Annotated in this window: 10 protein-coding genes; 4 read left to right on the plus strand and 6 right to left on the minus strand. The window is 41.4% G+C overall.

What is annotated here, in order from left to right; translation table 11 throughout:
• Positions 1-303: 303 nt before the first annotated feature.
• Both glnE and IQ457_RS02850 read left to right on the plus strand, forming a co-directional pair.
• Positions 304-3,153 carry a bifunctional [glutamate--ammonia ligase]-adenylyl-L-tyrosine phosphorylase/[glutamate--ammonia-ligase] adenylyltransferase gene (gene glnE, locus IQ457_RS02845; protein ID WP_200662002.1) on the plus strand — a complete coding sequence of 950 codons (2,850 nt, stop codon included), beginning with the start codon at positions 304-306 and terminating at the stop codon, positions 3,151-3,153.
• A 305-nt stretch (positions 3,154-3,458) separates the two neighbouring features.
• Positions 3,459-4,388 (plus strand): branched-chain amino acid transaminase, encoded by a 930-nt coding sequence (locus IQ457_RS02850; RefSeq protein WP_068408726.1) that lies wholly within the window; start codon positions 3,459-3,461, stop codon positions 4,386-4,388.
• Positions 4,389-4,517: 129 nt separating this feature from the next.
• Here the strand turns inward: IQ457_RS02850 and IQ457_RS02855 are convergent, their stop codons facing one another.
• From IQ457_RS02855 to IQ457_RS02870, 4 genes are all read right to left on the minus strand, one after another.
• Positions 4,518-5,399: a ChbG/HpnK family deacetylase gene (locus IQ457_RS02855; protein ID WP_068408727.1), complete on the minus strand. Its 882-nt coding sequence runs from the start codon at positions 5,397-5,399 to the stop codon at positions 4,518-4,520.
• A complete protein-coding gene (locus tag IQ457_RS02860; protein WP_068408729.1) occupies positions 5,396-5,845 on the minus strand; it encodes a GtrA family protein in 450 nt (149 codons plus the stop codon). Before IQ457_RS02860 ends, IQ457_RS02855 begins: the two co-directional genes overlap by 4 nt.
• Positions 5,838-6,941, minus strand: coding sequence for a glycosyltransferase family 2 protein (locus IQ457_RS02865; RefSeq protein WP_068408731.1), 1,104 nt, complete (start codon positions 6,939-6,941; stop codon positions 5,838-5,840). Before IQ457_RS02865 ends, IQ457_RS02860 begins: the two co-directional genes overlap by 8 nt.
• A 74-nt stretch (positions 6,942-7,015) precedes the next feature.
• Positions 7,016-8,623: a glycosyltransferase family 39 protein gene (locus tag IQ457_RS02870; RefSeq protein WP_068408733.1), complete on the minus strand. Its 1,608-nt coding sequence runs from the start codon at positions 8,621-8,623 to the stop codon at positions 7,016-7,018.
• Between the two features lie 188 nt (positions 8,624-8,811).
• Here IQ457_RS02870 and IQ457_RS02875 point away from each other — a divergent pair, with 188 nt between their 5' ends.
• Together IQ457_RS02875 and IQ457_RS02880 are read left to right on the plus strand one after the other, a co-directional pair.
• Positions 8,812-9,675 (plus strand): glycosyltransferase, encoded by an 864-nt coding sequence (locus IQ457_RS02875; protein WP_068408735.1) that lies wholly within the window; start codon positions 8,812-8,814, stop codon positions 9,673-9,675.
• Between the two features lie 63 nt (positions 9,676-9,738).
• Positions 9,739-10,845, plus strand: a complete 1,107-nt coding sequence (locus tag IQ457_RS02880) for a glycosyltransferase (RefSeq protein ID WP_227515021.1) — start codon at positions 9,739-9,741, stop codon at positions 10,843-10,845.
• A gap of 101 nt (positions 10,846-10,946) precedes the next feature.
• On the opposite strand, the gene IQ457_RS02885 is transcribed toward IQ457_RS02880, so the two are convergent.
• Positions 10,947-11,642 (minus strand): putative nucleotide-diphospho-sugar transferase, encoded by a 696-nt coding sequence (locus IQ457_RS02885; protein ID WP_068408737.1) that lies wholly within the window; start codon positions 11,640-11,642, stop codon positions 10,947-10,949.
• Between the two features lie 102 nt (positions 11,643-11,744).
• Positions 11,745-12,512 (minus strand): hypothetical protein, encoded by a 768-nt coding sequence (locus tag IQ457_RS02890; RefSeq protein WP_068408739.1) that lies wholly within the window; start codon positions 12,510-12,512, stop codon positions 11,745-11,747.
• Positions 12,513-12,578: the final 66 nt, after the last annotated feature.

Genomic DNA, 12,578 nt, shown 5'->3' on the forward strand with positions numbered 1-12,578 from the left:
AATGAGGATAAAGAAAAAATACAGCGTCTCAAGATTTTTAAGACCCAAAGTGTTTAAAACTCAAGATTTCTAGGTTTAGTTTTGAAGTCTTTTTAAGTATTGGCTATTGTAGCATTATTCGCAAAACTTTCTTATGTTCGTCAGTTCTTAGTCAGTAAAGTGCTGTCAGTAGCATGGCTGAGGATTTATGCTACTATAAAAATCCTAAAATAAGATTGTTTATAGCCGCGTTAATATTGTAAAAATAATTTTTGCGATTGATGTGGTTTTTATAGCTTTATGCTGCAAGGAGTTGTCGTCGTTATGCTATCTACCATGCCTAGTAGTACAGGCTTTCAGCCTAGCTCAGAGCAGCTGCAAGTGCTACAGACTGCCAGCGAGTTTGCTTATCAGGTTTGGCAAAGTCGAACGGGCGCTTGCCAAACGTTTTTGCGCAGTTATCCGCTAGAGAGCACGTTAACGCGCCAACAAATTGATGATTTGATTCAAGATTATACGTTGGATGAGAATTATCAGCTCGCCAATGAAGACAAGGTAATGAGTGGTTTGCGGCATTTGCGTATGCTGCTAATGATGCGCTGGATTTGGCAAGATGCCTTGGCCATGATTGAGCTTGAGCAACTGACCGATGAGCTGTCTGAATTTGCCGATGGCTGTATTTTATTTGCCAAAGACTATACCTATCAGCAGCTGATTGTGCAGTATGGGCAACCGACCTTTATTAATGCCAAAGGTAATGTGCAAATCGATGATATGGCGATTATGGCAATGGGTAAGCTTGGCGCGCATGAGCTGAATTTATCCAGTGATATCGACCTGATTTTCGTCCATCAGGCGCGCGGTGAAACGGACGGTGACAAAGCAAAAGGCACGCGCAGTATTGATAATAAGCGTTTTATGACCCGGCTTGGACAAGGCATTATTAGGCTGCTCGATAATAATACCGCTGATAGTTTTGTATTTCGGGTCGATATGCGTTTGCGTCCGTGGGGCGATGGCAGCGATTTGGCGATTCATTTATCCGCATTGCAGAAGTACTTTGCCCAGCATGGGCGGGCATGGGAACGTTTTGCTTGGCTCAAAGCGCGTGTGGTTGGGAACATCGAGCAGCCGTTTTTTGACGACATACAAGCGCTGATTAAGCCTTTTGTGTTTCGTTATTACGTTGATTATAGTGCTTTTTCAGCTTTGCGAGAGATGAAGTCTCTGATTCAAAATCAAGTCGCTCAGCGCGAAGACTTAGATAATATCAAGCTTGGCGCGGGCGGTATCAGAGACATTGAGTTTATCGTCCAAGCCTTTCAACTGATTTATGGTGGTCGGCATCCGCAGTTACAGGTTAAGTCTTGTTTGGCAGCGATGCAGGCACTGTGTCAACTTGGGTATTTAGAAGAAACTACTTATCAAGAGCTACAGGCTGCTTATCGTTTTTTACGTCGCCTTGAGCACGGTATTCAAGCGATTAACGATCAGCAGACGCAGCGCTTACCGCATGACTCGCAGTGGCAGAATAATTTGGCAATTACCCTTGGCTTTGATGATTGGTCAGCATTATTAGCGACGCTGAATGATCACCGCTATCATGTCAATGTGCCGTTTGAGCGTATGGTTACCGAACGGCAGATACCCGATCAAGACGATGATGAGTTTGAGCCTGAACATCTAAACGAGCAGATTGCGCGCTTAAATGAGGTATTAACTGAAGAAAATCGTGAGCGTTTACAAGGTTTTTGGCAGTCAAAAATGGTCGCCAATTTGAGCGATGAAGCGCGTGAGCGTTTGGATGATGCGTATCCTGTGATTGTCCACGCGCTCCTTGTCCATGAAGAGCAGCAGCAACTTGCTAATATCGCTTTGCCGCGTTTAATAAATTTGCTAGAAGCCATTTGCCGCCGTTCTATTTATTTGGTGATGATTGCAGAAAACCCCAATGCCACCGTTGAGCTGATTCCGATGTTGTCGGCTAGCCCTTGGATTGCAAAAGAGTTGGCGCAGTATCCGGTACTTTTAGACACGTTTTTGCAGCAGCGCTATCGACATCTGCCAGACAAGCTTGAGCTGCGTGATATTTTGCGCCAGCAGTTGTTGCGCGTAGAGCCTAACGATGAAGAAGAATTGCTGAGCGTACTGCGATTGTTTAAAAAGAACCAAGTGCTCGCAGTGGCTGCCAGTGACGTGCTGGCAGAGCGCCCTATCATGAAAGTGTCAGACTCACTGACCTACATTGCTGCTGTGGTGTTAGAGGCGGCGCTGGAGCGTGCCTTTGCGGAAATCGTCAAACGTTATGGTTACCCAATTGGTCAAGATGGCGATCCGGTCACCGAAGCGGATTGCGGCTTTGCGATTATTGGTTATGGCAAGCTTGGCGGGCTTGAGTTATCCTATTCATCCGATTTAGACTTGGTGTTTTTGCATAAAATAAAAGAGCAGGGCATGACCACGGGTGAAAAATCGGTCAGTGGTATGAAGTTTGCCGCCCGTTTGGCGCAAAAGCTGATGACTTATCTGAATACCCAAACTCGTGATGGCCGTGCTTATGAAGTCGATATGCGCCTGCGTCCCTCGGGCAATGCGGGCATGATGGTGGTTTCTTGTCATGCGTTTGAAACCTATCAGCTTGAGAAGGCTTGGTCTTGGGAGCATCAAGCATTGGTACGGGCGCGAGCTATCTGCGGTGATAAGCGCGTGACCGCCCGTTTTTGTGACATTCGTCGTACCGTTTTGGCGCTACCGCGTACCATTGAGCAAGTCCGTATCGAAGTAACCAGTATGCGTATTAAAATGCAAAAGCATTTGGGCACCAGTCAGCACCAGCAGCAAGCGGGCAAGTTCCATCTTAAACAAGATGCGGGCGGTATTGTAGACATTGAGTTTCTCGCGCAGTTTGCGGTATTGGCTTATTCGCATGAACATCCAAGCTTGACCAAATGGAGTGATAACGTACGTATTTTTGAAGAAGTTGCCGCGCTTGGTATTTGGGAAGTAGAAGTTTGCCAAGATTTGACCGATGCGTATTTACGTATCCGCGCCGCGACCCATCAATTGGCACTATCTGAGCAATCGTTACTGGTGGATGAGTCATTATGGACAGAAACGCGAGCACTGGTACAAGCGCAGTGGCAGCATTTGATGGGCGTAGAATCTGCTGAATAATCCTGCCATAAAACAATAATGCGGCGTTATAAGTTCATTGCAATAAGCGTAGGGCTTTGATAGCCATTGTAACGAATGGTATATGAATAAAAGCCATGCAGTGATAAACTAAAATATTGTATTTGCTTCTCGTGCCGGTGCTATAATCATTGGCACCTTAAATTTGCAGATAGAAAAATTGCATCTGAAATTGCATCTAAAAATAGGCACTCAGTGTCAGCAGGCAATTTTACTTAAAACACTTATTTAACCATTAACACTCAACAAGAAAAGTTAGACGTCAGCGCTAGCATAAGGACTATTAAATGAATATGGCAACACAAGAAGGTAAGCTTTGGATGAATGGCACGATGATTGAACAGCCAGATGCCAAGGTTCATGTGCTTACGCATAGCCTGCATTATGGTATGGCGGTGTTTGAAGGGGTACGTGCTTACCAAACGGCTGACAATCGCACTGCAATTTTTCGCTTAAAAGACCATACCGATCGTCTACTGGGTTCTGCCAAAATATTTCAAATGAATGTACCGTTTGATGCAGCCGCACTTGAGCAAGCGCAAAAAGATGTGGTTAAGCAAAACAACTTGGCAGAAGCCTATATTCGCCCACTTATTTGGGTTGGCGCCGAGAAATTGGGTCTATCATCGCGTGACAATAGTATCAATGCGATGGTCGCTGCTTGGCATTGGGGCGCATATCTTGGTGAAGACGGTATCAAAAACGGTATCCGTGTAAAAACCTCGTCATTTACCCATCACATGACCAACGTGACCATGTGTAAAGCTAAAGCCTCAAGCAACTATCCTGTGTCTATAATGGCTAACCAAGAAGTCACGCGTAATGGCTATGATGAAGCTATCTTGATGGACCCACAAGGTTATGTCTGCCAAGGCGCGGGCGAGAACTTGTTCTTAGTCAAAGATGGTGTACTGCATACCCCAGATTTGGGCGGCGGCGCCCTTGACGGTATCACTCGCCGTACTATCATTCAATTCGCTGATGATTTGGGTATCAAAGTCGTTGAGCGCCGTATCACTCGTGACGAGTTTTACTTAGCCGATGAAATCTTTATGACAGGTACCGCGGCTGAAGTGACGCCTATTCGTGAATACGATGACCGCGTCATCGGTAATGGTGGTCGTGGTCCATTGACTGAGAAGTTGCAAACCTTGTACTTTGATGTAGTCCATGGCCGTAATGAGCAATATATGGATTGGTTAAGCTTTATTGATTAATTTTTAAAGCTGCATTTTATTTTTAAAACCATATTGTATGAAATAAAAAAGCTAAGACTGAAACAGTCTTAGCTTTTTTCTCTTTATCATTGCGTCACTTTTATTATGACTTTGATAATTATTAAAGGTTCAAGAGGGTGATGTTATATCTGACCAGCGCATCAATTTTACTTCATACTGAGCTAATAACTCTGCAAACTCGTCACTGATTAACCACTTATACTCAATCTCACGAGCCCCTTTGATGTCATCCTGCCAGCTATTACTTCTACTTTCAGGAACAGCAGGATGACACATAATCAGTGTAGGTGATACGTTAGCTGTATGACAGGGTGCAGCTTGCAGCCACTTTTTCCATAACATTGCTAATTGCTGACGATCAGCATCAAAACCATAAACCCCACCAAATTTATCATTGGTTATAATTCGATGATGCTGACAAGATTTTCGCCAAGCATAACCACCTAGTATATAAATGATCCAAGACTTTACGTCATTGATAAGCGGTGTAGTAACGCGTGCGCTCAGCATGCCTTTTGCTATCTTATCACTATAGCGGTTAGTGAGCTCTTTAATCAAACCCTCACGAATAACAGGAAACTGATGAATATGTTGATGTCCGTCAATAAATACAGGCGCACGATTAAAGCGTTCTTCAAATCCATCTAATTGTTGTTTAATAATATCGGTTACTTGCATGGGATTAAAACGACGCAAGTAGCTAGCGATAATGATTGATTTTAATGAACCACGCAGGGCGGAAGCAAATATACCCGTCAAATCTAAATGCAAGCCAATATCGACATTGAGTTGGTTCAGACGATTGATATCGCTATCCGTAATTGTACCGCCAACCATATAGCTGCTGGCACCAATACGTCCAAGTTCAGCAAGATGAATGACGGCATCGTTAACGGCAGTCGACAATCCTAAATCATCAACGTTAATAATCACAGGGCGGGCATGGTTAGATAGCGCAGCAGCTTGCTCTTTATAATGAGGATGGCTCATGATTTAAACGCCCAAAACTTGCCCAAGGCAAAGGTCATAACGGTAATAACGCCCGTGACCAGTAGCCATATCACTATATAATACTGCTCGCCAAACCAACGTAACCCTAAAACAAATAAGCCTTGATTGGCAATAAATCCTGCAGCAGAACTACTAAACCATTTTCCTAAAGCAGGAAGATGCTTTTTTTTATGAATATGATTATTGTTGTGCTGAATGCTCTTATCTGAATACTCTGATTGTTTAAAGGTAAGATAAAAATGCCCGAAAAAGCTGACCATAAAAGCAAGTAAAAAAGCGCCTACGTTTGCCCATGCTGGCGTGGCAGTCGTGAAATTAACAATACTGACCAATACTAAAAAATGCACCAAAGCCGCACTGGCACCAACGGCTAAAAACCAAAGGGCTTGCATAGCATTCGATTGCGTTTCTGCTGTGTTATTCATCAGCTGGTTTGTCCATTGCACTTTTGGCCGTCGCCTGTAGGTAATTATCAGCGTATTGATGAGTAGTATGCGCAGACTTGCTATTGATGACTTCATCGATTAAATACAGTGGTCGCTGCTTAACCTCTTCATAGAGTCTACCGACATATTCGCCAATCACGCCAATACAAACCAGTTGTATACCAGTAGAGAACATAATTCCTGCGGCAACCGTTGCCCAGCCTGCGACATCGCTACCAAATATTAAGGTATCTATCACGATATATAAGCCGTATAAAAAAGCCAATGCAGAGACTGCAAAACCTATGCGGGAAATCAGCCGCAGTGGTCGCTGAGAAAAGGAGGTAATACCTACAAGTGCCAATTCAAACAAGCTGCCATAGTTAAATTTACTTTCACCAGTATCGCGATTGGCAGCGGTAAAGGGCAAATAGACCGTATTAAAGCCAACCCAAGCATACAAGCCTTTCATAAAGCGTTGGCGCTCTGGTAATGAGCGTAAAGCATTTAGCACCTTGAGATTCATCACCCGAAAATCACCGGCATTAGGACGAATCTCGTAGCGCTGACTGTCTTGGATAAAATGATAAAAACTGCCTTTTAAAGTTTTTGCAAGTCGGCTTTCATGCGGGCGATTGGCTTGAATACCCGCGACCATATCAATATCCGATTGCTCAATCATCGTTAGCATTTGTGCTAATACTGCTAAGGGATGCTGTCCATCGGCGTCAATCATAGCAACCATCTCGCCTTGCGCAGCTGCTAGACCAGCACTGAGCGCAGGCTCTTTACCAAAATTACGCGATAAACGTATGAGCTCTAATTCTGTATTTGCTGGACGAGTAGGCATTAACTGTGTGACTACCTCGACTAAGTTATCGCGGCTACCATCATCAACAATAATAATCTCACAGTTTGCTATTCTTGCTGTTGAGCTCTCTAGATTTTGCTTGGCCGATGCTATATCTACTGGCGCGCGTAGTGTCTGCGTAAAGGCGAAGACCTCTGGCAAAAAGGCTTGTAAGGCTTCAGCATCATTATACGCAGGCATAATAATTGACAAATAAGGGCGAGATTGTGACAACTGTTCTAGCATAAACACTCAATTATTTTATTCATATAAATGGCTATTTACCAGCCGCTGATAAGCAAATGCTGATAGGCAAAGTTTTATTTAGAATGCTTAAAGCAGCGACTTGGGACATAAGCCACCCAGTTTATCAATAACGGTTTTTCTATCTTACCGTCACGCCAATCAATCTGCCATTGACCTTGCTGCTTAATTAAGGCATTAGCGTTGTTATGGCTATTCTCTATTTCAGTAGTGGCAATAGCATCAACATCATCAAGCAACGGCAGGACGATATCTTCTTCGCCCTCTTGCCACATGACTAACGTGCCATTTTCTTGTAGGCGCTGGGTGTTCATCCAGGGCGAGTGACTGGCAGGACCGGATATCATTTGTGAGGGAAAGCCGCTATTCATCGCCACTAATGCGCCAAGCCAGCGATCACCTGAAACGCTATCAAGTGTACAGCTACTCAATGATTGCCAAGTAGTCTGTGCTTGAACTGTCAATGCCTGCTCCGGCCACTGCATACGAGAAGGCTTATGACGAATCTTGTCGCCGAAGCCCACATATACTACCATTAGTACGGTAACAAGGGACAACCAAATAGTAAGTGCTTTTCTTAGCTTGATGGCAGTTAATAATTGAGTGGCAGGTGCTATCAAGGAGGCAGCGAGCAACCCTGACAGTGCCCACATTGGCATGCCCCACATATCACGCAAGCCCACCCCAAATACCAAGCTTAAAACAACCAATACCGCGATTGGTGATAACCACATATACCAAAGTAATGCTGCGTTCTGCGGCAAGCTGTGCTTGTAGTCATCAGTCTTTAATAAACGCTTGCGATTAACAGCAAGCATAATGAGTAACGGAATATGAGCAACAAGCTGAGCAATGACAAATCCTATCCAGCTAAAATGCCGCTTGATGTTATATGCCCCGGCAGCAACCTCTTGCGAGCGTCCACTGGCATAACTAAGCGGCAACCAATCGTGCGTTGCTAACCAATATAAATGCGGTGCGAAGATAGCCAACATAACAAAAGCCGCTATCCACGGTTTCGGTTGTTTTAATAATGGCCACTGTCTTGGCAGCATTAAATAGAATGCCATTGGTATCAGTAAGAATATCACAGTGTACTTGGTTAGCATGCCAAGTCCACCAATCACACCCAGTAATATCCAATCTCTGAGACGGTTTTGAGTCATAGATTGATAAAACGCTAAGTACAATCCTGCCCAAATGGGAAACTGAGCGACGTTGTGATTAAACTCAAGGCTAGGGTAAGTGTAGTACAGAACCGCTAAAGTTAACGCGCTACCAATTAGAGCGGTGGTCGGTGACCAAATCTTCTTACCTAACTGATAAATTAGAACTAAGGTCAGTAAGACTGATAATTGGCTGAGTAAATAAGGGCCAACATGACCAAACAATTGATAAAAGCTGTATAATATCCATGACGATAAGGGGGGATGTTTATAATAGCCCCATTGCCATTCGCTGCCCCAATTTATACCCTCGCTAACATCGAAGGGTACACTGCTGGCTAGAAAGCTTGGAGTGATAGACCAAACCAAAAAGTAAGCCATTAAAAACAACCCAAACCCGCGCCAAGATTTAGATTCTACAGGTTGTTGTTTAGAGGTAGTATCCATGCCATTATTTATAGGCTGAGCATAAGAGGACGATTGTTCAGTAGGTGTCATAATACGAGCCTTATAATATACAACCAACTTAAAGTAAGTCTGGTCTATAAGTTTTTCCGTATTATAGAGACAATTGATAGATAGGCATAGTCGGGCACGATTTTTATCTGTCGTATTATGAGTTTTTCGTTATTAAAAACCATTAACATATAATAATTTTTATTATACTTAATTATTAGGATTTAATTATGAGTGATGAGATTATCAAAGTTTTTGTAGGGTGCGATCCTAATAACTGTGATTTAGAGCAAATGATGGTTTTAGAGTATAGTATTCGTAAACATACCAAATCGCTAGTCGAAATCATATGGATGCAGCTATCACGCAATCCAGATAGTTATTGGTATTCTAACACTGAAACAGGAGAAGGTTGGAATACGGCTAAGTGGGCAACCCCTTTTTCAGGATTCCGTTGGGCAATTCCAGAATATTGTAACTATTCTGGCAGAGCAATTTATATGGACGCCGATGTGGTCATCTTGAGCGACTTGGCTCAACTATGGCAACATCCTATTGAAGGCCAAGCTATCGTAGCTGCTAAAACGAATGCTGATATGACGAGGTTATGTACCTGCCTATGGGATTGTACCAAAGCGAAAAGCAAGATACTGCCAGTTGACCAGCTTAGACAAGATGTTGATAGTCATCAAAAAATGATGGATTTAATTAAGTTTAACCCTCAACTCGTTGAACCTTATGAAGATAGCTATAATTGTATCGATGGTGAAGACTTGGCATTAGAACAGATTAAGATATTACATTATTCAGACATGGGCACGCAGTTTAGTCATAAATACGCGCTTGCAAGAGTCGAGGAGGAGGGGTTTAAACATTGGTTCGATGGTAAAATAATGCCACATCCAAGAACTGAGCTTAGTGAATTATTTGATAGCTATTATAATGAAGCACTTGCTGCTGGATATAAACTAGATGATTATCGCGTTTCGCCGTTTGGTCATTTTCCGAAAAAAACGCATAAGCGTTATAAAGGCAATAAGATAACCCGTCAAAAAGATACTAAGTCATTTTTTTCGCGTTTATTTAACTTATAAACTGTCAATATTATTGAAATGCAGGTAGCATGCAACTTTATAAAAAACGATTGAGGATACTTGATGCGTGCTATGGCGTCACAAAAAGATAAGATTGTCCTATCTATCAACTCCCTGCAAGGCGCGGGTGCCGAGCGATTTGTTTTAACAATAGGGGCAGCTTTTCATCAATTAGGCTTTGATGTTCATGTATTGCGATTTAATGCTAAAGTAGAGTTTACGTTAGACGAAAATTTAACTTATCATTTAATAGACTACGAGCGTTATCGTTGGTTACCAAAAGGTAAGATACGCTATTCAGTTATTGCCAAAAAAGTAGACAACTATATTCTTAAGAATATTGGTCAGCCTACTTTGCTTTTATCTAATCTGGAGCGTTCAGACAGTATTTTTTGTTATAGTAAGCTGCCAAATATTATTTATGTTATCCATAATACGTTATCGTTATATTATAAGTTTAATGAAACAGATAGTGATAATTTGAAGTTAACACTAAGAGATAGATATTCAAAACATCCTTGCGTGTGTGTAAGCGAGGGTGTTAAAGAAGATTTTGTAAGATATTTTGGTGAGAGTATCCCAGTAACTGCTATTCATAACCCAATTGATAGAGATGGTATTCAGAATTTAGCTGAAGCTTTTATTCCAGAGTATCAAAACTATATTATTCACGTTGGTAGTTTTAAGGAAGCAAAGCGCCACGATATTTTATTAAAGGCTTATGCACAGACAGATCAGTCTTTGCCATTGTTATTAGCGGGTCAAGGTAAGCTTAAAAGTGAAATAGAACAATTAATTATAGATCTCGATTTGTCAGATAAAGTTGTTCTTCTCGGGTTTTGTGAAAATGTATTTCCTTATATTAAACATGCTAGATTTCAAATATTAACTTCGAACTGGGAAGGATGTCCTTTAGTTGTTGCAGAAGGATTAGCGGTTGGAACTCCAATCATTAGTACTGATTGCAAGTCTGGACCTAAAGAGATGCTACCAAAAAAGAATTTGATGCCAACAGATGATATCACCCTTATCAGTGAGAAGTTAAACCAAGCTATGAAAGACTCACAACAATTCTCTGCTCCTTTTAATGAAGCGCTTCTTCCTATTCCCATCGCTAAAAAATATTTGGCGTTTGCAGAAAGCTGTGCTAAACAAACAAGCATGGGCTAAGTGATGAGTATTTAACTGTATTTAGGATAAGTTCTTAACTCGAAAAAACTTACCTAACATTTTCTGGTATTTTCAAAATTAGGATATACTCTAGACAATAGTTATTTATTTAATAAAATACCGATAGTTATAACAATTAACAATACAATACCGCCTATAAATCTATTACGCTGTCGTATCTTTTGCCGTTTAAGCTTAGTATGACCACGGCTGGCCTGATATTGCTCAATATAAATATCACCATCATAGTCTTTATCGAATATTTTTATATAACCGGGATTGAGTGCTTCTACGGTTAAAGTGTCGCCAAGCTTCTCCATAGCGACATCCAAACTGTCTTGGTCCACTTGTGTTTGTTTGCCGTCTACTTGTTCGGTTATCCATTGTTCTACTAAATTTATAGTATTGGCAGTATTGCTAAAAAACATAGTACTAGCTAGATAGTCGTGCGACATGCCCGGCAGTCCTTTAGTCTTATAAAAAGCGACATCAGCAGTAATAGTATTAAAATAATCTAAAGGTTTTTTGACCAGTGCATCGGCATCTAAATATAAAATATTTTTATTAGGGAGTTTTTTTAGACATTCTAAAATGAAGTGTGGTTTGATGCGAGTATTTGCTTCCCAGTAACCCGCATCTTCCACTTCTTTAAAGTAGTAATTGAGGTTAAATTCATCGAGCGATTGCTTTAGATTTAAAGCATGACTGCGATAACTATCGGTATAAAAACAACATACGATAAAGCTATCCGGTGCACTGATTTTTTCGAAGAATAATGGGGTTGAAGCTGAAGTCATGGAAAGCTCTGTAAATTTAATAATAAAACATGGATGGTGAGATTTTCTGGCGCTATATTAGATAAGTATTTCAAATATATCCAGTAGTATTAGTAACTGATTTTAATCTAACCACCACTCAGAGTTTTTACTCTTATGTAATGAGCGCATAGTAGAAAAAGCACTGTTGTTTTTTTGAAGCTTGTCAAAAACGGATAATAGCATTGTCGTCGCTAGCTTATCGGCCCCATAAAAACTCTCGTAACGCTTACGCATGTTTTTTAAAGTATCATCAGAGCCAATACGAAAATAAGTCAAGCCGTCGTATAAAGGAATGTCATTCCGATAAAACGCCTCAATATTGTCGTCGAGTAGGGGCAAAGATTCACAATTAGCAGGTCGTAGCAAAAACTGTTTACTTTCATAAACTCTTAAAGTAGTCACAAGCGTGGTGATATTCATCAAAATAGCAGCCCTGATGCTATCGGTTGAATGATCAACAAAGGTGTCACAAGCAGAAACAACCCAGCGTAAAGATAAATGCTCTAACAAATAGTCTGTTTCTGTATTCCATAACTGCTCAAACTCAGAAAAAATTTCTTTGGGCTTATAATTGCGACGTAGTAATACTACGAGTGTGGCATGATAAAAACAAAGCTCTGACTGCCCGATAAACTGATGTTTTAAATTCTCCAAATGAGCAGTTAAATCATTGGTTCGCGGTTTATGCGTTAAGGCTGAAGCATCGCACATAGCCTCTGTGATTAGAGAGGCTTTCATCTCATCAAGGCTTTTATTCATAAAGGTTTTGACGATTTTTCCTGCATTTAACCGTTTTTCACTTTTAAACAGTAAAATCGCTTTTCTTCGCCATCCACTCGGTGCTGTCATTTAATGCAAACCCTATTTGTAAATATTTATATATTGATTGAAGCGTGTATCTGACCAAAATTTTCT

This window comes from Psychrobacter sp. M9-54-1 (assembly GCF_016613355.1).
Classification (GTDB): Bacteria; Pseudomonadota; Gammaproteobacteria; order Pseudomonadales; family Moraxellaceae; genus Psychrobacter; species Psychrobacter faecalis.